The organism is Pseudomonas canadensis, from assembly GCF_030980095.1.
Taxonomy (GTDB): domain Bacteria; phylum Pseudomonadota; class Gammaproteobacteria; order Pseudomonadales; family Pseudomonadaceae; genus Aquipseudomonas; species Aquipseudomonas canadensis.
Genome location: NZ_CP133298.1, coordinates 1,365,960 through 1,391,405 on the forward strand (window position 1 = coordinate 1,365,960; position 25,446 = coordinate 1,391,405).

22 protein-coding genes are annotated in these 25,446 nt (G+C 59.7%); 21 read left to right on the forward strand and 1 reads right to left on the reverse strand.

Translation table 11 applies throughout. The features are described from left to right. The first annotated feature begins 15 nt into the window (after positions 1-15). The 16 genes from rseP (at position 16) to ispD (ending at position 20,057) form a co-directional block, all read left to right on the forward strand. The gene (rseP, locus tag RB216_RS06230; protein WP_308908432.1) at positions 16-1,368 is read left to right on the forward strand and encodes a sigma E protease regulator RseP; all 1,353 of its coding nucleotides are present in this window, start codon (positions 16-18) and stop codon (positions 1,366-1,368) included. A 74-nt stretch (positions 1,369-1,442) separates the two neighbouring features. Next, entirely contained in the window at positions 1,443-3,830 is a 2,388-nt protein-coding gene (gene bamA / locus RB216_RS06235; protein ID WP_028619206.1) for an outer membrane protein assembly factor BamA, read from the forward strand. Positions 3,831-3,875: 45 nt separating this feature from the next. Beyond that, complete coding sequence (locus RB216_RS06240) at positions 3,876-4,379, forward strand: OmpH/Skp family outer membrane protein (RefSeq protein WP_003219314.1); 504 nt, start codon at positions 3,876-3,878, stop codon at positions 4,377-4,379. A gap of 3 nt (positions 4,380-4,382) precedes the next feature. Next, entirely contained in the window at positions 4,383-5,438 is a 1,056-nt protein-coding gene (gene lpxD, locus RB216_RS06245; RefSeq protein ID WP_122555198.1) for a UDP-3-O-(3-hydroxymyristoyl)glucosamine N-acyltransferase, read from the forward strand. Positions 5,439-5,549: 111 nt separating this feature from the next. After that, positions 5,550-5,990 (forward strand): 3-hydroxyacyl-ACP dehydratase FabZ, encoded by a 441-nt coding sequence (gene fabZ, locus RB216_RS06250; protein WP_016976866.1) that lies wholly within the window; start codon positions 5,550-5,552, stop codon positions 5,988-5,990. Then, a complete protein-coding gene (gene lpxA / locus RB216_RS06255; protein WP_016976867.1) occupies positions 5,987-6,763 on the forward strand; it encodes an acyl-ACP--UDP-N-acetylglucosamine O-acyltransferase in 777 nt (258 codons plus the stop codon). Before fabZ ends, lpxA begins: the two co-directional genes overlap by 4 nt. A 2-nt stretch (positions 6,764-6,765) precedes the next feature. Then, positions 6,766-7,905, forward strand: a complete 1,140-nt coding sequence (gene lpxB, locus RB216_RS06260; RefSeq protein WP_122555199.1) for a lipid-A-disaccharide synthase — start codon at positions 6,766-6,768, stop codon at positions 7,903-7,905. Beyond that, a complete protein-coding gene (gene rnhB, locus RB216_RS06265; protein WP_308908433.1) occupies positions 7,902-8,534 on the forward strand; it encodes a ribonuclease HII in 633 nt (210 codons plus the stop codon). Before lpxB ends, rnhB begins: the two co-directional genes overlap by 4 nt. Positions 8,535-8,607: 73 nt before the next feature. Continuing rightward, a complete protein-coding gene (gene dnaE / locus RB216_RS06270; protein ID WP_028619210.1) occupies positions 8,608-12,129 on the forward strand; it encodes a DNA polymerase III subunit alpha in 3,522 nt (1,173 codons plus the stop codon). Positions 12,130-12,257: 128 nt separating this feature from the next. Beyond that, entirely contained in the window at positions 12,258-13,205 is a 948-nt protein-coding gene (locus RB216_RS06275) for an acetyl-CoA carboxylase carboxyltransferase subunit alpha (RefSeq protein WP_016976871.1), read from the forward strand. Positions 13,206-13,364: 159 nt separating this feature from the next. Next, positions 13,365-14,684, forward strand: a complete 1,320-nt coding sequence (gene tilS, locus RB216_RS06280; protein WP_308908434.1) for a tRNA lysidine(34) synthetase TilS — start codon at positions 13,365-13,367, stop codon at positions 14,682-14,684. A 273-nt stretch (positions 14,685-14,957) separates the two neighbouring features. Beyond that, a complete protein-coding gene (pyrG, locus tag RB216_RS06285) occupies positions 14,958-16,589 on the forward strand; it encodes a CTP synthase (protein WP_010212443.1) in 1,632 nt (543 codons plus the stop codon). Between the two features lie 5 nt (positions 16,590-16,594). Continuing rightward, positions 16,595-17,440, forward strand: coding sequence for a 3-deoxy-8-phosphooctulonate synthase (gene kdsA, locus RB216_RS06290; protein WP_010212442.1), 846 nt, complete (start codon positions 16,595-16,597; stop codon positions 17,438-17,440). Positions 17,441-17,597: 157 nt separating this feature from the next. Then, positions 17,598-18,887: a phosphopyruvate hydratase gene (eno, locus tag RB216_RS06295; RefSeq protein WP_028619212.1), complete on the forward strand. Its 1,290-nt coding sequence runs from the start codon at positions 17,598-17,600 to the stop codon at positions 18,885-18,887. 184 nt (positions 18,888-19,071) lie between these two features. Then, a complete protein-coding gene (gene ftsB / locus RB216_RS06300) occupies positions 19,072-19,350 on the forward strand; it encodes a cell division protein FtsB (protein WP_003231201.1) in 279 nt (92 codons plus the stop codon). Beyond that, positions 19,347-20,057 (forward strand): 2-C-methyl-D-erythritol 4-phosphate cytidylyltransferase, encoded by a 711-nt coding sequence (gene ispD / locus RB216_RS06305; RefSeq protein WP_028619213.1) that lies wholly within the window; start codon positions 19,347-19,349, stop codon positions 20,055-20,057. Before ftsB ends, ispD begins: the two co-directional genes overlap by 4 nt. A 90-nt stretch (positions 20,058-20,147) precedes the next feature. On the opposite strand, the gene RB216_RS06310 is transcribed toward ispD, so the two are convergent. Further along, positions 20,148-21,047: a LysR substrate-binding domain-containing protein gene (locus RB216_RS06310; RefSeq protein WP_028619214.1), complete on the reverse strand. Its 900-nt coding sequence runs from the start codon at positions 21,045-21,047 to the stop codon at positions 20,148-20,150. Between the two features lie 109 nt (positions 21,048-21,156). Here RB216_RS06310 and RB216_RS06315 point away from each other — a divergent pair, with 109 nt between their 5' ends. From RB216_RS06315 to surE, 5 genes are read left to right on the forward strand one after another with little or no spacing between them, the layout of a single operon-like run. Further along, on the forward strand, positions 21,157-22,269 hold the full coding sequence (locus RB216_RS06315; protein WP_068931517.1) for an S-(hydroxymethyl)glutathione dehydrogenase/class III alcohol dehydrogenase: 1,113 nt from the start codon (positions 21,157-21,159) through the stop codon (positions 22,267-22,269). Positions 22,270-22,277: 8 nt separating this feature from the next. Then, the gene (gene fghA / locus RB216_RS06320; protein ID WP_028619215.1) at positions 22,278-23,123 is read left to right on the forward strand and encodes an S-formylglutathione hydrolase; all 846 of its coding nucleotides are present in this window, start codon (positions 22,278-22,280) and stop codon (positions 23,121-23,123) included. A 54-nt stretch (positions 23,124-23,177) separates the two neighbouring features. Continuing rightward, complete coding sequence (gene ispF, locus RB216_RS06325) at positions 23,178-23,651, forward strand: 2-C-methyl-D-erythritol 2,4-cyclodiphosphate synthase (protein WP_012722614.1); 474 nt, start codon at positions 23,178-23,180, stop codon at positions 23,649-23,651. Beyond that, a complete protein-coding gene (gene truD, locus RB216_RS06330; protein ID WP_028619216.1) occupies positions 23,648-24,706 on the forward strand; it encodes a tRNA pseudouridine(13) synthase TruD in 1,059 nt (352 codons plus the stop codon). Before ispF ends, truD begins: the two co-directional genes overlap by 4 nt. Next, a complete protein-coding gene (surE, locus tag RB216_RS06335; RefSeq protein WP_068931518.1) occupies positions 24,694-25,443 on the forward strand; it encodes a 5'/3'-nucleotidase SurE in 750 nt (249 codons plus the stop codon). Before truD ends, surE begins: the two co-directional genes overlap by 13 nt. Positions 25,444-25,446: the final 3 nt, after the last annotated feature.

A 25,446-nucleotide genomic window follows, 5' to 3' on the forward strand; every position in this document is an offset into this window, starting at 1 on the left:
ATGCGGAGAAATTAGATGAGTGCGCTTTACATGATTGTCGGCACCCTGGTTGCTCTGGGTGTGCTGGTTACCTTCCACGAATTCGGCCACTTCTGGGTGGCGCGTCGTTGCGGCGTCAAGGTACTGCGTTTTTCTGTCGGTTTCGGCATGCCGCTGGTGCGCTGGCACGACCGTCGTGGCACCGAGTTCGTGATTGCGGCCATCCCGCTGGGTGGCTACGTCAAGATGCTCGACGAGCGCGAAGGTGAAGTGCCTGCAGATCAGTTGGACCAATCTTTCAACCGCAAGACCGTTCGTCAGCGCATTGCCATCGTCGCCGCCGGCCCGATCGCCAACTTCCTGTTGGCGATGGTGTTCTTCTGGGTCTTGGCAATGTTGGGCAGCCAGCAGGTGCGTCCGGTGATCGGTGCGGTCGAGCCAGACAGTATCGCCGCCAAGGCTGGATTGGTTGCCGGGCAGGAAATTGTATCTATTGATGGCGAACCCACCACGGGATGGGGTGCGGTCAATTTGCAGTTGGTGCGTCGCCTCGGTGAAAGCGGCATCGTCAATGTGGTGGTGCGCGAGCAGGATTCCACCAGCGAAACTCCGCGTGAGCTGGCCCTTTACCACTGGCTCAAGGGCGCTGATGAGCCCGATCCGATCAAGTCCCTGGGTATACGCCCGTGGCGCCCGGCCTTGCCGCCGGTACTCGCTGAGCTCGACCCGAAAGGTCCGGCCCAGGCTGCTGGCCTGAAAACCGGTGATCGCCTGTTGGCCCTTGATGGGCAGGCGCTGGGCGACTGGCAGCAGGTGGTCGATCTGGTTCGTGTACGTCCTGATACTAAGATTGTGCTGAAAGTTGAGCGCGACGGTGCTCAAATCGACGTCCCGGTGACCTTGTCGGTTCGTGGGGAAGCCAAGGCCGCTGGGGGGTACCTCGGTGCCGGGGTCAAGGCTGTCGACTGGCCACCATCGATGGTGCGCGAGGTGAGCTACGGGCCGTTGGCTGCGATTGGCGAAGGTGCAAAACGCACTTGGACCATGAGTGTGCTGACCCTCGAATCCCTCAAGAAAATGTTGTTCGGCGAGCTCTCGGTAAAAAACTTGAGTGGACCGATAACCATTGCTAAAGTGGCGGGCGCTTCTGCCCAGTCGGGTGTCGCGGATTTCCTGAATTTCCTGGCTTATCTGAGTATTAGCCTGGGTGTTCTGAATTTGCTGCCCATTCCTGTATTGGATGGGGGGCATCTGTTGTTTTATCTGGTCGAGTGGGTGCGTGGTCGCCCCTTGTCGGATCGGGTGCAGGGTTGGGGGATACAGATCGGTATCAGTTTGGTGGTCGGGGTGATGTTATTAGCCCTGGTCAACGATCTGGGTCGACTGTAACGCTTCGCTGAATTGCGAATCTGCCGCATTTTGCGGCAGTTTGTTTATTGCCAGTTGGAATAAGAAAGGACTTCATGAAACGTCTGCTGCTAACTGCGGTTCTCACCGTATTGATGATCGCCGAAGTTCACGCCGAGTCCTTCACCATCTCCGATATTCGCGTCAATGGCCTCCAGCGGGTTTCCGCGGGTAGCGTCTTTGGTGCCTTACCGTTGAACGTCGGTGAACAGGCTGATGACCGTCGCCTGGTGGAATCCACTCGTGCGCTGTTCAAAACCGGTTTCTTTCAAGACATCCAACTGGGTCGCGAAGGCAACGTCCTGGTCATCACCGTGGTCGAGCGACCTTCCGTCGCCAGTATCGAGATCGAAGGCAACAAGGCGATCTCTACTGAAGACCTGATGAAAGGTCTGAAACAATCCGGTCTGGCCGAAGGCGAGATCTTCCAGCGCGCCACCCTTGAAGGTGTGCGTAACGAACTGCAACGCCAGTACGTTGCCCAGGGGCGCTACTCCGCCACCGTGGAAACGGAAGTGGTGCCGCAACCGCGTAACCGTGTCGGCCTCAAGGTCAACATCAACGAAGGCACCGTGGCGGCGATCCAGCACATCAACGTGGTGGGCAACACCAAGTTCGCTGATGAAGACCTGATCGACCTGTTCGAACTCAAGACCACCAACTGGTTGTCGTTCTTCAAGAACGATGACAAGTATGCCCGTGAAAAGCTGTCTGGTGACCTGGAGCGCCTGCGTTCCTACTACCTGGACCGTGGCTATATCAACATGGATATCGCCTCGACCCAGGTGTCCATCACCCCGGACAAGAAGCACGTCTATATCACCGTCAACGTCAACGAAGGCGAGAAGTACAAGGTTCGTGACGTAAAACTGAGTGGCGACCTGAAAGTGCCTGAAGATCAGGTCAAGGCGCTGCTGCTGGTGCAGAAGGACCAAGTGTTCTCGCGCAAGCTGATGACCACTACTTCCGAACTGATCACCCGCCGCCTGGGTAACGAAGGCTACACCTTCGCCAACGTCAACGGCGTGCCGACGCCCCATGATGATGACCACACCGTGGACATCACCTTCGTGGTCGATCCAGGCAAGCGTGCTTACGTAAACCGTATCAACTTCCGCGGCAACACCAAGTCTGCGGACGAAGTGCTGCGTCGCGAAATGCGTCAGATGGAAGGTGGCTGGGCGTCGACTTACCTGATCGACCAGTCCAAGACCCGTCTTGAGCGCCTGGGCTTCTTCAAGGAAGTCAACGTCGAAACCCCGGCCGTACCGGGTGTGGATGACCAGGTTGACGTGAACTACGCCGTGGAAGAACAAGCGTCGGGCTCGATCACTGCCAGCGTCGGCTTCGCACAGAGTGCCGGTCTGATCCTCGGTGGTTCGATTACCCAGAACAACTTCCTGGGTACCGGTAACCGTGTATCTATTGGCCTGACCCGAAGCGAATACCAGAGCCGATACAACTTCGGTTACACCGACCCCTACTGGACTGCTGATGGTGTGAGCCTGGGCTATAACGCCTTCTACCGCACCACCGACTACAAAGACCTCGACGTTGACGTTGCAAGCTATGCGATCGACAGCCTCGGCGCCGGTGTGAACATCGGTTACCCGATCAGCGAGACTTCGCGTCTGACGTTCGGCCTTACTGCACAACAGGATGAGATCAAGACTGGTGTGTACACCGTGGATGAGATCTTCGACTTTACCCGTCGCGAAGGTGACAAGTTCCTGAACTTCAAGGCGTCTGCCGGCTGGTCCGAGTCGACCCTGAACAAAGGTGTACTGGCAACCCGTGGTCATTCCCAGAGCCTGACCCTGGAAACCACCACGCCGGGCAGCGACCTGTCGTTCTTCAAGCTCGACTACCGTGGCCAGTTGTTCACGCCGTTGAGCGACAACTACACCATGCGCCTGCACACTGAACTGGGTTATGGCGATGGTTATGGTTCCACCAATGGTCTACCGTTCTACGAGAACTACTACGCGGGTGGCTTCAACTCCGTACGTGGTTTCAAAGACAGCACCTTGGGCCCGCGTGGTACGCCAAGCCGTGGTGTCGGCATCACCGGTAACCAGGGCACTGTGGCGGATTCGGACAACGACCCGCTGCCGTTCGGTGGTAACGTGTTGATCCAAGGTGGTGCGGAGATCCTGTTCCCGCTGCCGTTCGTGAAAGATCAGCGTTCCCTGCGGACTTCGGTCTTCTGGGACGTGGGTAACGTGTTCGACTCCAAGTGCGAGCAGATCCGTAACCCGAGCGGTGTGAAGTCCAACACCCAGTGCAACGATGTGAGCCTGAGCAACCTGGCAAGCTCCGTGGGTGTGGGTGTGACCTGGGTGACTGCGCTTGGCCCATTGAGCTTTGCTCTGGCCATGCCGATCAAGAAACCGGATAACGCTGAAACCCAGATTTTCCAATTCTCCCTCGGCCAGACGTTCTAAGCGTCTGACCCAAGATAACGACAACGGATTCTGTAGGAGTGCATCGTGCGTAAGTTGACTCAATTGGTGCTGCTGGCAACCGTGCTGGTAGCGACCCCGGCCTTTGCCGAAATGAAAATCGCCGTCCTGAACTATCAGATGGCCCTGCTGGAATCCGATGCGGCCAAGAAGTACGCCGTGGATGCCGAGAAGAAGTTCGGTCCGCAACTGACCAAGCTCAAGACCCTGGAAAGCAGCGCCAAGGGCATCCAGGATCGCCTGGTAGCCGGTGGTGACAAGATGCAGCAAGGTGAGCGCGAGCGCCTGGAGCTTGAATTCAAGCAAAAGGCCCGTGATTACCAGTTCCAGTCCAAGGAGCTGAACGAAGCCAAGGCTGTAGCTGACCGTGAAATGCTGAAGCAACTGAAGCCGAAACTCGACAGCGCTGTGGAAGAAGTCATCAAGAAAGGTGCCTTTGACCTGGTGTTCGAGCGTGGCGCTGTGATCGACGTCAAGCCTCAATACGACATCACCCGTCAGGTGATCGAGCGCATGAACCAGCTGAAGTAAGCCATGACCGCGACTATAAAACTCGGCGAGTTGGCCGAGTTCCTGGGGGCCACCTTGCGTGGCTCCCCGGAGAAAGAAATCACTGGGCTAGCCACCTTGCAGGAGGCTGGCCCAGCTCAGTTGAGCTTCCTCGCAAACCCCCAATACCGTAAATACCTGGTCGACAGCCAAGCTGCAGCCGTGTTGCTGAAAGCCGCTGACGCCGAAGGGTTTGCCGGGGATGCGCTGGTGGTGCCTGACCCGTACCTCGCTTATGCGCGGGTGTCGCATCTGTTTGATCCGAAACCCAAGGCCGCTGCCGGTATTCATCCGTCTGCAGTCATTGCCGATGATGCCCAGGTTGATCCTGCGGCCAGTATCGGCGCCTTTGCGGTGATCGAGAGCGGTGCACGCATCGCGGCAGGTGTCACAGTCGGTGCCCACTGCTTTATCGGCGCACGCTGTGAAATCGGCGCCGGCGGTTGGTTGGCACCTCGCGTGACCCTTTACCACGATGTGCGTATCGGTGAGCGTGTGGTCATCCAGTCGGGTGCCGTGATTGGCGGTGAAGGCTTCGGCTTTGCCAACGCCAAGGGCATCTGGAACAAGATCGCCCAGGTTGGCGGCGTACTGATCGGCGACGACGTGGAAATTGGCGTGAACACGGCTGTTGATCGCGGGGCCCTGGCCGATACGGTGATCGGCAACGGCGTGAAGCTCGACAACCAGATCCAGATCGCCCACAACGTGCAGATTGGTGATCACACCGCCATGGCGGCCTGCGTGGGTATCTCCGGCAGCACCAAGATCGGCAAGCATTGCATGCTCGCCGGTGGCGTAGGGCTGGTGGGGCATATCGATGTTTGCGACAACGTCTTCATTACCGGCATGACCATGGTCACCCACTCGATCACCGAGCCAGGCGCCTATTCTTCCGGTACCGCCATGCAGCCTGCGGCTGAATGGCGCAAGAGTGCAGCACGGCTGAGGCAGCTCGACGACATGGCTCGACGTCTCAAACAGCTGGAAAAGCGTGTTGGGGACGTGACCCCTGGCGGTAATGCTTCATCAGAAGGCTGATACCATTTCCATATCAAGTGTGCACAGCCGCTAGACTGCCTCCTTGATTTGCTAGCGGGGCGTGCTTTTAGTTCGCCCGCCCCCAATCTTTATTACAGGCTTCCCCCCGAAATGATGGACATCAACGAGATTCGCGAATACCTGCCTCACCGTTACCCGTTCCTGTTGGTGGACCGCGTAGTGGACCTCAACATCGAGGAAAAGCGCATTCGTGCCTACAAGAATGTCAGCATCAACGAACCGTTCTTCAACGGTCACTTTCCTGCGCATCCAATCATGCCGGGCGTGTTGATCATCGAAGCGATGGCCCAGGCTGCCGGTATCCTTGGTTTCAAAATGCTCGACCTCAAGCCTGCCGACGGCACGCTTTACTACTTCGTGGGCTCCGACAAGTTGCGTTTCCGCAACCCGGTTACCCCGGGTGACCAGTTGATCCTGGAAGCCAAGTTCATCAGCTGCAAGCGCCAGATCTGGAAGTTCGAATGCCAGGCCTCGGTGGACGGCAAGCCGGTGTGCTCCGCCGAGATCATCTGTGCGGAACGCAAACTATGAGTTTGATTGACCCTCGCGCAATCATCGATCCGTCGGCCGTTCTGGCCGCCGACGTTGAGGTCGGCCCCTGGTCGATCATCGGCGCAGGTGTGGAAATCGGCGAGGGGACTGTCATCGGGCCGCACGTGATCCTCAAAGGTCCGACCCGCATTGGCAAACACAATCGCATCTACCAGTTTTCCTCGGTAGGTGAAGACACCCCGGACATGAAGTACAAGGGTGAAGAGACTCGTCTGGTAATCGGTGATCACAACATCATCCGAGAAGGCGTGACCATTCACCGTGGCACCGTGCAGGATCGTGCCGAGACCACCCTGGGTGATCACAACCTGGTCATGGCTTACGCGCACATCGGCCACGACAGTGTCATCGGCAACCACTGCATCCTGGTCAACAACACTGCATTGGCCGGACATGTGCACGTTGATGATTGGGCGATCCTGTCCGGCTTCACGCTGGTGCATCAGTACTGCCATATCGGTGCCCACAGCTTTTCCGGCATGGGCACTGCCATTGGCAAAGATGTTCCAGCGTTCGTCACGGTATTCGGCAACCCGGCGGAAGCGCGCAGCATGAACTTCGAAGGCATGCGCCGTCGCGGTTTCAGCGAAGACGCCATCCATGCCCTGCGCCGTGCCTACAAGGTGGTTTACCGTCAAGGGCTCACGGTTGACCAGGCATTGACCCAACTGGCCGAGCCGGCAGCGCTGTTCCCGGAAGTCGCGGTGTTCCGTGACTCGATCCAGGCGTCGACTCGCGGCATCACCCGCTAATCATGGCTAATCTGCGTATCGCGCTGGTGGCCGGGGAAGCTTCCGGCGACATTTTGGGCGCAGGTCTCATGCGGGCCCTCAAGGTCCAGCATCCAGCGGTTGAGTTCATCGGTGTCGGCGGTCCGTTGATGCAGGCTGAAGGGCTCACGTCCTACTTCCCCATGGAACGTTTGTCGGTCATGGGGTTGGTCGAGGTGCTGGGTCGCCTGCGCGAGCTGTTGGCCCGCCGCAAGCTGCTGATCCAGACTCTGATCGAAGAAAAGCCCGACGTATTTATCGGTATCGACGCGCCGGACTTCACCCTCAATATCGAACTCAAGTTGCGTCAGGCCGGCATCAAGACCGTGCATTACGTCAGCCCTTCTGTGTGGGCGTGGCGGCAGAAGCGCGTGCTGAAGATCCGTGAAGGCTGCGATCTGATGCTGACACTGCTGCCGTTCGAGGCCAGGTTCTACGAAGAGAAGGGCGTGCCAGTGCGGTTTGTCGGGCATACCCTGGCCGACACGATTCCGTTGCAGGCTGACCGCGCGGCCGCGCGTGCCGAATTGGGCTTGCCTGACGGCCCGTTGGTCGCGCTGATGCCCGGTAGTCGTGGCGGCGAAGTCGGTCGCCTGGCCTCTGTATTCTTTGACGCTGCCGAGCGTCTGCAAGCCTTGAAGCCAGGCGTACGTTTCGTACTGCCTTGTGCCAGTCCGCAACGTCGGGCACAAATCGAAACACTGCTGGAAGGCCGCAACCTGCCGTTGACCTTGCTCGACGGCCAGTCGCACCTGGCCCTGGCGGCCTGTGATGCGGTGCTGATCGCCTCGGGCACCGCGACCCTGGAGGCCTTGCTGTACAAGCGCCCGATGGTGGTGGCCTACCGTTTGGCGCCGTTGACCTTCTGGATTCTCAAGCGCATGGTCAAAAGCCCTTACATCTCCCTGCCCAATCTGCTGGCTCAACGCCTGCTGGTACCGGAGTTGTTGCAGGACGATGCGACGCCTGAGGCCCTCGCGCAAACTCTACTACCCTTGATCGACGGCGGCGAAGAACAGACCCGCGGTTTCGACGACATCCATCGCATACTGCGTCGTGATGCCTCGAACCAGGCGGCAGACGCCGTGTTGACCTTGATCGGCCAGAAACAGGAAGCTTTATGACGACGCAAATGGGCCTGGATTTCAGCCTGGTTGCCGAAGTCCACGAACTGGTCGCCGGTGTCGACGAAGTCGGGCGTGGACCTTTGTGCGGTGCCGTGGTCACGGCGGCGGTGATCCTCGATCCGAACCGCCCGATCCTCGGCCTCAATGACTCGAAGAAACTCACCGAGGCGCGCCGCGAAAAACTCTACGATGAGATCATCGAAAAAGCCCTGAGCTGGTCTATCGCCCGGGCTGAAGTCGAAGAAATCGACAAACTGAACATTCTCCACGCCACCATGCTCGCGATGCAGCGTGCGGTTGAAGGCCTGCACATCACCCCCAAAATGGCGATGATCGACGGTAACCGTTGCCCCAAGCTGGCCATGCCTTCTGAGGCGGTGGTGAAGGGTGATAGCAAGGTGCCTGCCATCGCAGCCGCCTCGATCCTCGCCAAAGTCAGTCGTGATCGTGAAATGGCCGCGTTCGAATTGATCTATCCCGGCTATGGCATTGGCGGGCATAAAGGTTATCCGACGCCCGTTCATCTGGAAGCCCTGGCTCGGCTTGGCCCGACGCCGATCCACCGCCGCTCCTTCGCCCCGGTTCGCCAGGCTTACGAGTTGCGCCAGAGCCTCAACGAGGCGTAGTCGCAAGGCTGATGTTTTGCTCAAGGCCCGGTACAATCCGGGCCTTGTTGTTTTCCACGTATAAGAGATCACTATGCCGGCTTCATTCGTTCACCTACGCCTGCACACTGAATACTCCCTGGTCGACGGCCTGGTACGGATCAAACCGCTGGTCAAAACACTGGTGGGCATGAACATGCCTGCGGTCGCGGTGACCGATCAGAACAACATGTGTTCCCTGGTCAAGTTCTACAAGAACGCCATGGGCGCCGGCATCAAGCCGATCTGCGGTGCCGACCTGTGGCTGTCCAACAAAGACCCGGATAACCCCCTGAGCCGCATCAGCCTGCTGGCGATGAACGGCGTGGGTTATCGCAACCTCACCGAATTGATTTCCCGTGGCTTTATCGACGGCCAGCGCAATGGCTCGATCATCATCGAGCGCGAATGGGTCGCCGAGGCTAGCGAAGGCCTGATCATGCTGTCGGCCGCCAAAGAGGGCGAGATCGGTATCGCGCTGCTGGGTGGCAACCCTCAAGAAGCCGAAGTACTGGCCAAGGAGTGGATGCAGGTCTTCCCGGATCGTTTCTACCTGGAAGTCCAGCGTACCAACCGCCCCAACGATGAAGAACACCTGCACGCCGCCGTGGCCCTGGCCGATAAGCTGGGGGCGCCGTTGGTGGCGACCAACGATGTGCGCTTCATCAAGAAGGAAGACTTCGAAGCCCACGAAACCCGCGTGTGCATCGGCGAAGGCCGTGCCCTGGATGACCCGCGTCGCTCGAAGAACTACAGCGAAGAGCAGTACCTCAAAAGCGCCGACGAAATGGCCGAGCTGTTCAGCGACCTGCCCGAGGCCCTGGAAAACTCCGTCGAAATCGCCAAGCGCTGCAATATCGAAGTGAAGCTGGGCAAGCACTTCCTGCCCAACTTCCCGATTCCCGATGGCATGACCATCGATGAATATTTCCGCAAGGTGTCCTTCGACGGGCTGGAAGAGCGCCTCAGCGTTCTGCTGCCCAAGGACACCACCGAAGATTACGATGCCAAACGCCAGGTCTACGTCGATCGGCTGAATTTCGAGCTGGATATCATCATCCAGATGGGCTTCCCCGGTTACTTCCTGATCGTGATGGACTTTATCCAGTGGGCCAAGAACAACGGCGTACCGGTAGGTCCGGGCCGGGGGTCAGGTGCTGGCTCGTTGGTTGCGTACGTGCAGAAGATCACCGACCTCGACCCGCTGGAATATGACCTGCTGTTCGAACGGTTCCTGAACCCGGAACGGGTTTCCATGCCCGACTTCGACGTCGACTTCTGCATGGATGGCCGTGACCGCGTGATCGAGTACGTGGCCGAGAAATATGGCCGCAACGCGGTGAGCCAGATCATCACCTTCGGTTCCATGGCGGCGAAGGCTGTAATCCGTGACGTGGCCCGGGTGCAGGGCAAGTCCTACGGCCTGGCGGACCGTCTGTCGAAGATGATCCCGTTCGAAGTCGGCATGACCCTGGAAAAAGCCTACGAGCAGGAAGAAATCCTGCGCGATTTCATCAAGGTCGACGAAGAAGCCGCCGAAATCTGGGACATGGCCCGCAAGCTCGAAGGCGTGGTGCGTAACGTCGGTAAGCACGCCGGTGGTGTGGTTATTGCTCCTACAAAACTCACCGACTTTTCGCCGATCTACTGCGACGAAGAAGGCGACGGCCTGGTAACCCAGTTCGACAAGGACGACGTGGAGGCTGCCGGCCTGGTGAAGTTCGACTTCCTCGGGCTGCGAACCCTGACGATCATCGACTGGGCGCTCAAGACCATCAACCGCGACCGCGCCAAGGTCAACGAAGCGCCGCTGGATATCGCGTTTATCCCGCTGGACGACAAACCGACTTACACCTTGCTGCAAAAAGCCGAAACCACGGCGGTGTTCCAGCTTGAGTCGCGCGGCATGAAAGAGCTGATCAAAAAGCTCAAGCCCGACTGCCTGGAAGACTTGATCGCACTGGTGGCCCTGTTCCGTCCGGGCCCGTTGCAGTCCGGCATGGTGGACGACTTCATCAACCGTAAGCACGGCCGCGCCGAGCTGGCGTACCCGCACTCCGACTACCAGTACGAAGGCCTCAAACCAGTACTGGCGCCGACCTACGGCATCATCCTGTATCAGGAACAGGTGATGCAGATTGCCCAGGTGATGGCCGGCTATACCCTCGGCGGCGCGGACATGCTGCGTCGAGCCATGGGTAAGAAAAAGCCTGAAGAAATGGCCAAGCAGCGTGGCGGTTTCATTGAAGGTTGCGCCACCAACAATATCGACGCGGACCTGGCCGGTAACATCTTCGACCTGGTGGAAAAGTTCGCCGGTTATGGTTTCAACAAGTCCCACTCGGCCGCCTACGGCCTGGTGTCGTACCAGACTGCCTGGCTGAAAGCCCACTACCCGGCGCCGTTCATGGCCGCGGTACTCTCGGCGGATATGCACAACACCGACAAGGTCGTGACCTTGATCGAGGAAGTGCGCACCATGAAGCTGCGCCTTGACGCGCCGGACGTGAACGCCTCGGAGTTCAAGTTCACGGTGAACGACGAAGGCCGCATCATTTATGGCCTGGGCGCGATCAAAGGTGTAGGTGAAAGCCCGGTGGAAGCTATCGTCGAAGCGCGTCAGAGTGGGCCGTTCGCCGACCTGTTCGACTTCTGTGCGCGGGTTGACCTCAAACGCATTAACAAGCGTACCCTCGATGGCCTGATCCGCAGCGGCGCACTCGACCGTCTCGGCCCGTATTTCCATGATGAGCCCAAGGCTTACCAGGCGAATATCGACCGCAACCGTGCGGTGCTGCTCACCGCCATGGAAGAAGCGATCAAGGCCGCCGAACAGACCGCCCGCACCCATGACAGCGGCCATGCCGACCTGTTTGGCGGGTTGTTCGTCGAAGAAGATGCGGATGTGTACGCCAACCACCGCAAGGCCAAGGAGCTGACCCTCAAGGAACGTCTCAAGGGTGAGAAAGACACCTTGGGCCTGTACCTTACCGGTCACCCGATTGACGAATACGAAGGTGAAATCCGCCGTTTCGCCCGTCAGCGCATCATCGACCTGAAGCCTGCGCGGGATACCCAGACCGTCGCCGGCATGATCATCGCCTTGCGGGTAATGAAGAATAAAAAGGGCGACAAGATGGGCTTCATCACCCTTGACGACCGTTCAGGGCGCATCGAAGCCTCACTGTTTGCCGACGCCTTCCACTCCGCACAGTCGCTGTTGCAGACCGATGCCATGGTGGTGGTGGAAGGGGAGGTCAGCAACGATGACTTCTCCGGTGGCCTGCGCCTGCGGATCAAGCGGGTGATGAGCATGGAAGACGCGCGGACCAATCTGGCCGAAAGCCTGCGCTTGAAGGTAAAAACCGAAGCGCTCAAGGGCGATCAGCTACGCTGGTTGGGCGACCTGCTCAAACGCCACCGCGGCGCATGCCCGGTGACCATGGAGTACACCGGTAGTGATGCCAAGGCCATGTTGCAGTTTGGCGAGACTTGGCGGATTGATCCGGCTGATGGCTTGATTCAAGCTTTGCGTGACCAGTTCGGGCGAGACAACGTCTTCCTCCAATACCGTTGACGGTCAGGGCACCTGATCTCGACTGAACATTTAATCTCGACCTAAACGCGCCTCTCCCTTAAGGTAGGGCGCGAATAGACAACCGGCTGGCCAGGCACTCCCTGGCCGTCGACCCAAGACGGACGCTTATGAACCCGAATTTTCTTGATTTCGAACAGCCGATCGCTGACCTGCAAGCCAAGATCGAAGAACTGCGCCTGGTCGGCAATGACAATTCGCTGAATATCGGCGATGAGATCGCTCGCCTGCAAGACAAGAGCAGCACGCTCACCGAAGACATCTTCGGCAAGCTGACCAGTTGGCAGATCGCGCGCCTGGCCCGCCACCCGCGCCGTCCGTACACCCTGGACTACATTCAGCATATTTTCACCGAGTTCGACGAGCTGCACGGCGACCGCCACTTCTCCGACGACGCGGCGATCGTGGGCGGTATCGCGCGCCTGGACGACCAGCCGGTGATGGTGATCGGTCACCAGAAAGGCCGTGAAGTGCGTGAGAAGGTTCGCCGCAACTTCGGCATGCCGCGTCCGGAAGGCTACCGTAAGGCGTGCCGCCTGATGGAAATGGCCGAGCGCTTCAAGATGCCGATCCTGACCTTCATCGACACCCCGGGCGCCTACCCAGGTATCGACGCTGAAGAGCGCAACCAGAGCGAGGCTATCGCCTGGAACCTGCGCGTCATGGCCCGCCTGAAAACCCCGATCATCGCCACCGTGATTGGTGAAGGTGGTTCCGGCGGCGCACTGGCTATTGGTGTCTGCGACCAGTTGAACATGCTGCAGTATTCGACCTACGCGGTGATTTCGCCGGAAGGTTGCGCCTCGATCCTGTGGAAAACCGCCGAAAAGGCGCCGGACGCTGCCGAAGCCATGGGCATTACCGCCGATCGCCTCAAAGGCCTGGGTATCGTGGACAAAGTCATCGCCGAGCCGCTGGGCGGCGCCCACCGCGACCCGGCTGCTGCTGCCGCGACTATCCGCGCTGAACTGGGTTCGCAACTGGCGATGCTCAAGAAGCTGGACAACGAAGCGTTGCTGGCGCGTCGTTATGAGCGCCTGATGAGCTACGGTCTGTAAGACTACGCAGGACCAAGTGTGGGAGCGGGCTTGCTCGCGAATGCGGTGGATCAGTCGACCTTTCAGTGACTGACACTCTGCATTCGCGAGCAAGCCCGCTCCCACATTTGCTTTGTGTATGCTGAGTCATTGCATTCCAGATAGATGGCGGTATTTTTCATGAAGCCTTCCTTAGCCGCCAAACTCTTGCAAGTTCTGTCACCCTGGTGCAACGCCCCAGCCTGGCACATCGCATTCTCGGGTGGACTTGATTCCACCGTCCTGCTGCATCTCCTCGCCAATCTGGCAAATACCGACACCCTACCGCCCCTCAGCGCTGTCCATGTTCATCATGGCTTGCAAGCTGCCGCTGATGCGTGGCCTGCTCACTGCCAGTCGACATGCGACAGCCTGGGCGTGCCGTTGCGCGTGATGCATGTGCAGGTGCAACCCGGCGCCAGTCTTGAGCGTGCCGCGCGTGACGCGCGTTACCAGGTGTTTACCGAGGTGACCGGGACAGGGGAGGTGCTGCTGACAGGCCAGCATCGCGATGATCAGGCTGAAACCTTGTTATTCCGACTCTTGCGCGGGGCTGGTGCGCGCGGGCTGGCGGCTATGCCACTACAGCGCCCGCTGGCGGCTGGCTGCCTTGTGCGGCCCTTGTTGGATGTCTCGCGTGCAGAGCTGGAAGCCTATGCCGAGGCGCATCAGCTCAAATGGATCGAAGATCCTTCCAATGCGGACTCGCGATTCTCCCGCAATTACCTGCGCCATCGCGTGCTTCCTGTCCTGACGGAACGTTGGCCGCAGGCTACCGCAAGCCTGGCGCGCACCGCCGAGCACCTGAGTGAAGCCCAAGACTTGCTGGATGAGCTGGCGCAGATGGACTTGCGAGCCGCCAATCAATTTTCGCCGTTTTCATGGCTGCATTTACCGTCCTTGGCTCTTGCACCTTTGCGCGAGCTTACCGACGCCCGCCAGCGCAACGCCCTACGCCACTGGCTAACCCCTCTGACCCGTCTACCCGACAGCGACCACTGGGCCAGCTGGCATTCGCTACGTGACGCCAAGGGTGACGCGCAGCCCCTGTGGCGCCTGGCGGACGGTGATCTGCACCGCTGCGGCGAGCGTATCTGGTGGCTGCCCTCCACTTGGTCGGATTTTTCTGACGCGTCGGTGAGCTGGCCCGATCCGCAAAACCCACTAGAGTTACCCGGCAATGGTCAGGTGCAGCTGACGGGCAGGGTGCCTGGAGGTCCATTGACGATCCGCTACCGCCAGGGCGGCGAAATCCTCGCAGTGCCAGGCCGCGGTCGGCGTGACTTGAAGCGTTTGCTTAACGAAAGCGGGCTGCCGGGCTGCGTCCGTGGCAGATTGCCGCTGCTGTACCAAGGCGAGCAATTGCTGGGCGCGCCCAGCCTTGCGGGACTCTGGCCGGCGCCGAGCGATGAGTGGCAATTACATTGGATGCCACAGACCTGCGATCAAGGTTTGAGCTGATAGCGCCTTTCCGGTAGACTACGCTCCCTTCTTGATACAACTTCTGTGGATTCTCTTGAATTGCAGCAGTTGCCGATTACCAAGCAGTCTTTGCTGGGCGATTCCAAAAAATGTGTAGCGATCAACGTACCGGTGTTTCATTGCTGGTCTGTCACCACGCGGCGGTTTTTTTGAAAGGTGCACTGTGATTAATGCAGGTGATCGGGGGCTTCGGCCTTCCTTCGCTTTCCCCGGCGGCTCGGACCGCTTTAACGCAGACTTCTAGGGTTTTTCATGACGCGCTACATATTCGTCACGGGCGGTGTTGTTTCTTCATTGGGGAAAGGCATCGCATCGGCTTCATTGGCGGCCATCCTGGAGGCGCGGGGACTTAAGGTCACCATGCTCAAGCTGGACCCGTACATCAACGTTGACCCGGGCACCATGAGCCCGTTCCAGCACGGTGAAGTGTTCGTCACCCACGACGGCGCCGAGACCGACCTGGACCTGGGCCACTACGAGCGGTTCATCCGCACGACCATGACCCAGAACAACAACTTCACCACCGGCCGTGTCTACGAGCACGTGCTGCGCAAGGAGCGCCGTGGTGACTACCTGGGTGCAACCATCCAGGTGATCCCGCACATCACCGACGAAATCAAGCGCCGCATCATCAAGGGTGCAGGCGATGCCGACGTGGCAATGGTCGAGATCGGCGGCACCGTCGGTGACATTGAGTCCCAACCGTTCCTCGAAGCCATCCGCCAGTTGCGTTTCGAAGTCGGCGCCAAGCGCGCGATGCTGATGCACCTGACCTTGGTGCCGTACATCGCCACCGCCGGCGAAACCAAAACCAAGCCTACCCAGCACTCGGTCAAGGAACTGCGCTCCATTGGCCTGCAGCCGGACGTGCTGGTTTGCCGCTCCGATCACCCGATCGACATTTCCTCGCGTCGCAAGATTGCGCAATTCACCAACGTTGAAGAACGTGCGGTGATCGCGCTGGAAGACGCCGACACCATCTACAAGATCCCGGGCATCCTGCACTCGCAAGGCCTGGACGATTTTGTGGTCGAGCGTTTCGGCCTGCAATGCAACGGCGCGGACCTGTCCGAGTGGGAAGCTGTGGTCGACGCCAAGCTCAACCCTGAGCACGAAGTCACCATCGCCATGGTCGGCAAGTACATGGAACTGCTGGACGCGTACAAGTCGCTGATCGAAGCGATGAGCCACGCCGGTATCAGCAACCGCACCAAGGTCAACCTGCGCTACATCGATTCCGAAGACATCGAGAACCAAGGCACTGCCTTGCTCGAAGGTGTGGACGCGATCCTCGTTCCCGGCGGTTTCGGCCTGCGTGGCGTGGAAGGCAAGATCACTGCAGTTCAATATGCTCGCGAGAACAAGGTGCCGTACCTGGGTATCTGCCTGGGCATGCAAGTGGCCGTCATCGAGTTCGCCCGTAACGTGCTGGGCTGGAAAGACGCCAACTCCACCGAGTTCGACAGCAAGAGCGGTCACCCGGTCGTGGGCCTGATCACCGAGTGGGAAGATGCCACTGGCGCGGTCGAAACCCGTACCGAAGCGTCCGACCTGGGCGGCACCATGCGCCTCGGCGCGCAGGACTGCCTGCTGGAACCGGGCTCGCTGGTTCACGACTGCTACGGCAAGGACGTGATCGTCGAGCGTCACCGTCACCGCTACGAAGTGAACAACAACCTGCTGCCGCAAATCAAAGAAGCTGGCCTGAAAATCTCCGGTCGCTCCGGTGATGGCGCGCTGGTTGAAGTGGTCGAGGCGCCGGATCATCCGTGGTTCGTGGCGTGCCAGTTCCACCCTGAGTTCACCTCGACACCACGTGACGGTCACCCGTTGTTCAGCGGTTTCGTCAAGGCCGCACTGACGCAACACCAGAAGAAGGCGTAACCCTGATGGCCCAGAAGATCATTCGCGTCGGCGACATCGAGATTGCCAACGACAAGCCCATGGTGCTGTTCGGCGGCATGAACGTGCTGGAAAGCCGCGACATGGCGATGCAGGTCTGTGAAGAATATGTGAAGGTAACCGAGAAACTCGGTATCCCTTACGTGTTCAAGGCCAGCTTCGACAAGGCCAACCGTTCGTCCGTGACCTCCTATCGCGGCCCGGGCCTTGAAGAAGGCATGCGGATCTTCCAGGACATCAAGCAAGCCTTCGGCGTGCCGATCATTACCGACGTCCACGAGCCTGAACAGGCCGCCGTGGTCGCCGAGGTGTGCGACATCATCCAGTTGCCGGCCTTCCTGTCGCGCCAGACCGACCTGGTGGTCGCGATGGCCAAGACCGGCGCTGTGATCAATATCAAGAAAGCCCAGTTCCTCGCGCCCCAGGAGATGAAACACATCCTGAACAAGTGCGTGGAAGCGGGTAATGACCAGTTGATCCTCTGCGAGCGCGGTTCTAGCTTCGGCTACAACAACCTCGTGGTGGACATGCTCGGTTTCGGCATCATGAAACAGTTTGAATACCCGGTGTTCTTCGACGTGACCCACGCGCTGCAAATGCCCGGTGGTCGCGCCGATTCCGCTGGTGGGCGTCGTGCCCAGGTGCTGGACCTGGCCAAGGCTGGCATCAGCCAGTCCCTGGCGGGCCTGTTCCTGGAAGCCCATCCGGACCCGGACAACGCCAAATGCGATGGCCCATGCGCCCTGCGCCTGGACAAGCTGGAGCCGTTCCTGGCCCAACTCAAGCAGTTGGACGAACTGGTCAAGAGTTTTCCGACGGTAGAGACCGCGTAAGCTTCGTTTCTCCGGTAGAATTTCCCACGCTTTACGCTCAGGCCTGCGGGCCTGAGCCTTGTCGTCTGCAAGCCTGCCTCGTTGTTCCACCCTTGCGGTCGGTCAAAAGATTTCCTTCAGCTGCGTCGTTTTCGTCAACTTTGGAGTGTTTACAACAATGGCAAAAATCGTCGACATCAAAGGTCGTGAAGTTCTCGACTCCCGTGGCAACCCCACCGTCGAAGCCGACGTGCTTCTCGATAACGGCATCATCGGCAGCGCCTGCGCGCCGTCCGGTGCTTCCACCGGTTCGCGCGAAGCGCTGGAACTGCGTGATGGCGACAAGAGCCGTTACCTGGGCAAGGGTGTACTCAAGGCTGTAGCCAACATCAACGGCCCGATCCGTGACCTGTTGCTGGGTAAGGACCCGCTGGACCAGAAAGCCCTGGACCACGCGATGATCAAGCTCGACGGCACCGAAAACAAAGGCAGCCTGGGCGCCAACGCCATCCTCGCCGTGTCCCTGGCCGCTGCCAAGGCTGCTGCCCAGGATCAGGACCTGCCGCTGTACGCGCACATTGCCAACCTGAACGGCACGCCGGGCGTGTACTCGATGCCGGTGCCGATGATGAACATCATCAACGGTGGCGAGCATGCCGATAACAACGTCGACATCCAGGAATTCATGGTGCAGCCGGTGGGCGCCAAGTCCTTCTCCGAAGGCCTGCGCATGGGCACCGAGATTTTCCATCACCTCAAGGCGGTACTGAAGGCCCGTGGCTTGAGCACTGCGGTGGGTGACGAAGGTGGTTTCGCACCGAACCTGGCGTCCAACGAAGATGCACTGAAAGTGATCTCCGAAGCTGTGGCCAACGCTGGCTACAAGCTCGGCACCGACGTGACCCTGGCCCTGGACTGTGCGGCCAGCGAGTTCTACGAAGACGGTAAATACAACCTGTCCGGCGAAGGCCAGGTGTTCAACTCCGAAGGTTTTGCTGACTACCTGAAGGGCCTGACCCAGCGCTACCCGATCATCTCGATCGAAGACGGCCTGGACGAGTCCGACTGGGATGGCTGGAAAATCCTTACCGACAAGATCGGCGAGAAAATCCAACTGGTGGGCGACGACTTGTTCGTGACCAACACTAAGATCCTGAAAGAAGGCATCGATAAAAAGATCGCCAACTCGATCCTGATCAAGTTCAACCAGATCGGCACCCTGACCGAAACCCTGGAAGCCATCCAGATGGCCAAGGCTGCGGGCTACACCGCCGTGATCTCCCACCGCTCCGGCGAAACCGAAGACTCGACCATTGCCGACCTGGCCGTGGGCACCTCGGCGGGCCAGATCAAGACCGGTTCCCTGTGCCGTTCCGACCGTGTTTCCAAGTACAACCAATTGCTGCGTATCGAAGAGCAACTGGCGGGCAAGGCCAAGTACAACGGTCGCGGCGAGTTTCGCGGCTGATCGCTACTTGATGGTAAGGCATGGTAAAAAGTCAGCGGATTGCGTCGGAAAACTCACGACAGTGTGGATTTCGACGCTAATCTGATGGCTATCAAGCACAAGCCTGGTTCTTCCAGGCTTCGTGCTATCAGTTGCTTCAAAAGTTTTGCATGGCTGTCTTTTTTCACTGGATACCCGATATTCGATGCGCAGTCCCAATTGGTTGTTCCTCGTCTTGCTCTTGTTGCTGGCTGGCCTGCAGTACCGCCTATGGGTGGGTAATGGCAGCTTTGCGCAGGTAAAAGACCTGACCGAGCAAATTGCTGCACAGCACGCCGAAAACGAGATCCTGCTGGAGCGTAACCGCGTCCTCGATGCCGAAGTGCTTGAGCTGAAAAAAGGTACGGAGACCGTGGAAGAGCGGGCTCGTCATGAACTGGGCATGGTCAAGGAGGGCGAAACCCTCTACCAGTTGGCCCAATGAACCACCGCTTGCCGGCCTTCTGGGCCGTGATTCCTGCCGCGGGCGTCGGTGCCCGTATGGCCGCGGACCGTCCCAAGCAATATTTGCAACTGGGCGGGCGCACTATTCTCGAACACAGCCTTGGCTGTTTTCTTGACCATCCAGACCTGAAAGGGCTGGTGGTCAGTCTTGCTGTAGACGATCCTTACTGGCCAGCCCTGCCTTGCGCCAACGATCCACGCATTGTGCGTGCGGACGGCGGCGACGAGCGTTCGGGGTCTGTGCTCAATGCGCTGCTGCAACTTAATGCCCTAGGCGCCAGCGATGACGATTGGGTGCTGGTCCACGATGCGGCACGGCCGAACTTGAGCCGTGATGATCTGGACAGGTTACTCGCCGAACTGGCGGACGACCCGGTCGGCGGCTTGCTGGCCGTACCGGCCCGCGACACCCTCAAGCGTGTCGACAAGCATGGTCGTGTGGTCGAGACCGTCGACCGCAGCCTGATCTGGCAGGCCTACACGCCGCAGATGTTCCGCCTCGGCGCCTTGCATCGCGCGTTGGCCGACAGCCTGGTGGCGGATGCCGTTATCACCGACGAAGCCTCGGCCATGGAATGGTCCGGCCAGGCGCCACGCCTGATCGAAGGGCGCTCGGACAATATCAAGGTGACCCGGCCAGAAGATCTGGAGTGGCTACGCCTGCGGTGGGCGAATCGATCTCTGTAGGAGCGAGCTTGCTCGCGAAAAACGTCAACGATAACGCGGTTCGTCTGGGTTAACGCGGCGCTCTCAGGCTTTTCGCGAGCAAGCTCGCTCCTACAGTGCGTTGTACTCTGGCCGCTCGGCCAACCCCTCCTTCAAAAAGTCCACCAACTTCCTGACCTTCGGCGACAAATGCCGCTGCTGCGGATACAGTGCCCACACCGCCGTATTCGGTGGCTGATGCGCCTCCAGCAACGACACCAACGCGCCACTGTGCAGGTGCTCCAGCACGTAATAGTCCGGCAACTGGCACAACCCCACACCTTGCAACGCTGCGTCCAGCACCGCTTGCCCACTATTGCAGCGCCAGTTCCCCTGCACCCGCTGGGAAAATTCCCGCCCTTCCTGGGCCAATTGCCAGATATCAGAGCTGCCGATCAAGCAGTTGTGCCGACTCAACTCCGACAAGCTATGTGGCCGACCATACCGCGCCAGGTAGGACGGTGACGCGCACAAGTACATGCGCCTCGGTGCCAGTCGGCTGGCGACCATGCGCGAATCCTGCAATCGCCCCAGGCGGATCGCCAGGTCGAGGCCTTCGTGCACTAGGTCCAACTGGCGGTTGCTCAGCTCAATATCCACGCGCAACTGCGGATAGAGCGCCATGAAGCGGGTGACCAGCGGCACGATAAAACGCTCGCCGTACGCCACTGCGCAGGTCATGCGCAACATGCCCTTGGGTTCGCTGGTGAGGTCGCCCACTGCGCGCAAGGCTTCTTCGCGACCGTCCTGCAGGCGTTGGCAATGTTGCAGGAACGTCTGGCCCGCTTCGGTGAGGGTCACCTTGCGCGTACTGCGGTACAGCAGCCGCGTTTGCAGGCGTTCTTCCAGGCGCGCCACTTGACGACTGATGTGGGACGACGACACTCCCAGGCGTTCCGCCGCTGCCGTGAACTGACTGCATTCGGCGACCGCGACAAACTCGTCGATGCCTTCCCAGCGGTTTTCCAACATGATGATTGTCCCTGTACAGCAATAAAGTTTTGCTTTTGCCCGGATTATTCATCAGTCAGCCATGTTTTACACTCACCGTCTCAATTTTTAACCGCCTGGAGAAACCCGGATGATCAAGTCCCGCGCTGCCGTAGCTTTCGAAGCCAAAAAGCCCCTTGAGATCGTCGAAGTGGATGTCGCCATGCCGAAGGCTGGCGAAGTGCTGTTGCGGGTGGTCGCCTCCGGTGTCTGCCATACCGACGCCTACACCCTGTCGGGCGCCGACCCGGAAGGCATCTTCCCGTCGATCCTCGGTCATGAAGGTGGTGCGGTGGTTGAGGCGATTGGCGAGGGCGTGACGTCGGTAGAGGTGGGTGATCACGTGATCCCGCTGTACACCCCGGAATGCGGCAAGTGCAAGTTCTGCCTGTCGGGCAAGACCAACCTGTGCCAGGCCATCCGTTCCACTCAGGGCAAAGGCCTGATGCCGGACGGCACCACGCGTTTCTCCTACAAAGGCCAGCCGATTTTCCACTACATGGGCACCTCGACTTTTTCCGAGTACACCGTGTTGCCGGAAATTTCCGTGGCCAAGATTCCTAAAGAAGCCCCGCTGGAAAAAGTCTGCCTGCTGGGCTGTGGCGTCACCACCGGCATCGGCGCGGTGATCAATACTGCCAAGGTCAAGCCGGGCGACACCGTGGCCATCTTCGGCCTAGGCGGCATTGGCCTGTCGGCGGTGATCGGCGCGGTCAAGGCCAAGGCTGGCCGCATCATTGCCATCGATATCAACCCGGCCAAGTTCGAAATCGCCAAGCAACTGGGCGCCACCGACTGCATCAACCCGAAAGATTACGATCGCCCGATCCAGGACGTGATCGTCGACCTCACCGATGGCGGCGTGGACTTCTCCTTCGAATGCATCGGCAACGTGCAACTGATGCGCGCCGCCCTTGAGTGCTGCCACAAAGGTTGGGGCGAGTCGGTGATCATCGGCGTTGCCGGTGCCGGCCAGGAAATCGCCACCCGTCCGTTCCAGTTGGTGACCGGTCGCGTCTGGCGCGGTTCGGCCTTCGGCGGGGTGCGCGGCCGCAGCGAATTGCCAAGCTATGTGGAAATGGCCCAGACCGGGGAGATCCCGCTGGACACCTTCATCACCCACACCATGGGCCTGGAAGACATCAACAAAGCGTTTGACCTGATGCATGAAGGCAAGAGCATTCGTACCGTCATCCACTTCTGAGGTCGCCCATGAGTCTGGAAAACCTGTCGTGCCAGAAAAGCTTCGGCGGCTGGCATAAACGCTACAAGCATCATTCCGATGTGCTCGGTTGCGACATGACGTTCGCCGTCTACCTGCCGCCGCAAGCGGAAGAGGGCGGCAAGTTGCCGGTGCTGTACTGGCTGTCCGGCCTGACCTGCACCGACGAGAACTTCATGCAGAAGGCCGGCGCCCAGCGCATGGCTGCCGAGCTGGGCTTGATCATCGTCGCGCCGGACACCAGCCCGCGTGGGCCGGGTGTGCCGGGCGATCCAGACAACGCCTGGGATTTCGGCCTCGGCGCCGGCTTCTACCTGAATGCCACCCAGGAACCATGGGCCAAGCACTATCGGATGCATGACTACGTGGTGCAGGAATTGCCGGCATTGGTTGAAGCGCATTTCCCGGCTTCGGACAAACGCGGCATCAGCGGCCACTCCATGGGCGGCCACGGGGCGTTGGTGTGTGCCTTGCGCAATCCCGGGCGATACCTGTCGGTGTCGGCGTTTTCGCCGATCAACAACCCGATGGATTGCCCGTGGGGCCAGAAAGCCTTCTCGCGTTATTTGGGTGAAGAGCGCTCGAAATGGCGCGAATGGGATGCCTGCGTGTTGATCAGCGAGGCCTCGGAAAAGCTGCCGCTGCTGGTGGACCAGGGCGATCGCGACGACTTCCTCGCTGTGCAACTCAAGCCTGAAGCCCTGCAGCAAGCGGCCAAGGCGGCCAACCATCCGCTGGAACTGCGCCTGCAACCCGGCTACGACCACAGCTACTTCTTTATCGCCAGCTTCATCGAAGACCATTTGCGACACCATGGCCGTGCTTTGCTCGGTTAATGTGAGGCAAAAGTAGGTAGAATCACGCCCTGAATTAAATCGGGGCGTTTTTTTATGCGTATTGGCCACGGCTACGATGTGCACCGTTTCGCCGAAGGCGATTTCATCACCCTGGGCGGCGTGCGCATTGCACACCACCATGGGTTGCTAGCTCATTCCGACGGCGACGTTGTGTTGCATGCCTTGAGCGATGCCTTGCTCGGCGCGGCGGCGTTGGGCGATATCGGCAAGCACTTTCCGGACACCGACCCGACCTTCAAGGGCGCGGACAGCCGTGTACTGCTGCGCCATGTGGTTGGCCTGATCCACGCCAAAGGCTGGAAGGTTGGCAACGTTGACAACACCATCGTGGCCCAGGCGCCGAAGATGGCCCCTCATATCGAGTCGATGCGTGCGCTGATTGCCGCGGATCTGCAAATTGAACTGGATCAAGTGAACGTGAAAGCCACTACTACCGAAAAGCTCGGCTTTACCGGTCGTGAAGAGGGCATCGCCGTGCACTCCGTCGCCTTGTTGCTGCGCGCATGAATGACGTGCAACTGTTGGGTCCACGGGCCTATGGCGAAGCTCTGGGCAGCGCGGTACTGAAAGCGACGGCCGAAGACTTCCAGGTTGATGAAGTGCTGGATATACCGCTGACCGGCGAGGGTGAGCACCTGTGGTTGTGGGTTGAGAAGCGCGGCCTCAATACAGAAGAAGCCGCGCGGCGCATCGCCAAGGCGGCGGGCGTGCCACTGCGCACGGTCAGCTACGCCGGGCTCAAGGATCGCCAGGCGTTGACCCGCCAATGGTTCAGCGTGCAACTGCCCGGCAAGGCCGATCCGGACATGAGCGCGGCGGAGAACGACACGCTCAAGGTCCTCAAGACCGCCCGTCACAAGCGCAAGCTGCAACGCGGTGCGCACTCAGCCAATGGTTTCACCTTGCGCCTGACCCAGTTGGCCGGTGACACCGCCGCCATCGACGCGCGGTTGCAACTGATTGCACAACACGGCATTCCCAACTACTTCGGCGCGCAGCGTTTTGGCCACAACGGCGGCAACGTGGTCGACGCCCGTGAGTGGGCCGCGCGCAAGGCGTTGCCGGAACAGCGCAACGTGCGATCGCGGTTGCTGTCCACGGCGCGCAGCTTCCTGTTCAACAAAGTGTTGGCGGCGCGTGTGGCCGACGGTTCATGGCAGCGCGCCCAGGTCGGCGACTTGCTGGCCTTTACCGACAGCCGCAGTTTTTTCCCGGCGGGGGAGGCTGAATGCAGCGACCCACGCTTGGCGATCCTGGACCTGCACCCGACCGGACCACAGTGGGGCGAAGGTGATTCTCCTGCCACGGGGGCAACTTTTGAGCTTGAACAGGCGGTCGCCGCCGGTGAAGCCGACTTGCGTGATTGGCTGGTGAATGCCGGCATGAGCCAGGAACGTCGCATTCTGCGACTGCCCATTGGCGGTTTGACGTGGCATTATCCCTCGCTGGACATTCTGCAATTGGAATTCGTCCTGCCGGCCGGATGCTTCGCCACTGTCTTGGTGCGCGAGCTTGTTGATCTGGTGCCGGTGGGGCAGACGGACAACCCATGCGTATTCTGATATCAAACGATGACGGTGCCACCGCACCCGGTCTTGCCGCGCTCTATGCTGCGCTGGAAGATTACGCCGAGTGCGTGGTGGTTGCCCCCGACCAGGACAAGAGCGGCGCCAGCAGTTCGCTGACGCTCGACCGTCCGCTGCACCCGCAAGTCCTGGCCAATGGCTTTATCAGCGTGAACGGCACCCCCACCGACTGCGTCCACCTGGCGATCAACAGCCTGCTGGATCATGAGCCGGACCTGGTGGTGTCGGGTATCAACCTCGGCGCCAATCTGGGCGACGACGTGCTGTATTCCGGCACCGTGGCGGCGGCGCTTGAAGGTCGCTTCCTGGGGCGTACGGCGTTCGCCTTTTCGTTTGCTTCGCGCCAGCTGGATAACTTGCCGACTGCTGCGTATTTCGCGCGCAAGCTGGTCGAGGCCCATGGTTCCCTGAGCCTGCCGCCGCGCACGGTGCTCAACGTCAATATTCCCAACTTGCCCCTCGACCATATTCGCGGCATCCAACTGACGCGCCTGGGGCATCGTGCCCGCGCGGCGGCGCCGTTGAAGGTGGTCGACCCGCGTGGCAAGGAAGGCTATTGGATTGCGGCAGCGGGTGATGCGGAAGATGGCGGTGAGGGCACTGACTTTCATGCCGTGATGCAAGGCTATGTGTCGATTACCCCGCTGCAATTTGATCGCACCTTCAGTGATGCCTTCAGTGGTCTCGATGGCTGGCTGGAGGGGCTGCGCTGATGG

Bases quoted from the DNA above. Each gene is read 5' to 3' on its own strand.
- rnhB (WP_308908433.1), top strand. From the start codon at position 7,902: ATGACGACGCAAATGGGCCTGGATTTCAGCCTGGTTGCCGAAGTCCAC.
- pyrG (WP_010212443.1), top strand. From the start codon at position 14,958: ATGACGCGCTACATATTCGTCACGGGCGGTGTTGTTTCTTCATTGGGG.
- bamA (WP_028619206.1), top strand. From the start codon at position 1,443: ATGAAACGTCTGCTGCTAACTGCGGTTCTCACCGTATTGATGATCGCC.
- truD (WP_028619216.1), top strand. From the start codon at position 23,648: ATGAATGACGTGCAACTGTTGGGTCCACGGGCCTATGGCGAAGCTCTG.
- lpxA (WP_016976867.1), top strand. From the start codon at position 5,987: ATGAGTTTGATTGACCCTCGCGCAATCATCGATCCGTCGGCCGTTCTG.
- dnaE (WP_028619210.1), top strand. From the start codon at position 8,608: ATGCCGGCTTCATTCGTTCACCTACGCCTGCACACTGAATACTCCCTG.
- lpxD (WP_122555198.1), top strand. From the start codon at position 4,383: ATGACCGCGACTATAAAACTCGGCGAGTTGGCCGAGTTCCTGGGGGCC.
- eno (WP_028619212.1), top strand. From the start codon at position 17,598: ATGGCAAAAATCGTCGACATCAAAGGTCGTGAAGTTCTCGACTCCCGT.
- ftsB (WP_003231201.1), top strand. From the start codon at position 19,072: ATGCGCAGTCCCAATTGGTTGTTCCTCGTCTTGCTCTTGTTGCTGGCT.
- tilS (WP_308908434.1), top strand. From the start codon at position 13,365: ATGAAGCCTTCCTTAGCCGCCAAACTCTTGCAAGTTCTGTCACCCTGG.
- RB216_RS06315 (WP_068931517.1), top strand. From the start codon at position 21,157: ATGATCAAGTCCCGCGCTGCCGTAGCTTTCGAAGCCAAAAAGCCCCTT.
- fabZ (WP_016976866.1), top strand. From the start codon at position 5,550: ATGATGGACATCAACGAGATTCGCGAATACCTGCCTCACCGTTACCCG.
- RB216_RS06310 (WP_028619214.1), bottom strand. From the start codon at position 21,047: ATGTTGGAAAACCGCTGGGAAGGCATCGACGAGTTTGTCGCGGTCGCC.
- fghA (WP_028619215.1), top strand. From the start codon at position 22,278: ATGAGTCTGGAAAACCTGTCGTGCCAGAAAAGCTTCGGCGGCTGGCAT.
- surE (WP_068931518.1), top strand. From the start codon at position 24,694: ATGCGTATTCTGATATCAAACGATGACGGTGCCACCGCACCCGGTCTT.
- RB216_RS06275 (WP_016976871.1), top strand. From the start codon at position 12,258: ATGAACCCGAATTTTCTTGATTTCGAACAGCCGATCGCTGACCTGCAA.
- rseP (WP_308908432.1), top strand. From the start codon at position 16: ATGAGTGCGCTTTACATGATTGTCGGCACCCTGGTTGCTCTGGGTGTG.
- ispD (WP_028619213.1), top strand. From the start codon at position 19,347: ATGAACCACCGCTTGCCGGCCTTCTGGGCCGTGATTCCTGCCGCGGGC.
- lpxB (WP_122555199.1), top strand. From the start codon at position 6,766: ATGGCTAATCTGCGTATCGCGCTGGTGGCCGGGGAAGCTTCCGGCGAC.
- kdsA (WP_010212442.1), top strand. From the start codon at position 16,595: ATGGCCCAGAAGATCATTCGCGTCGGCGACATCGAGATTGCCAACGAC.
- ispF (WP_012722614.1), top strand. From the start codon at position 23,178: ATGCGTATTGGCCACGGCTACGATGTGCACCGTTTCGCCGAAGGCGAT.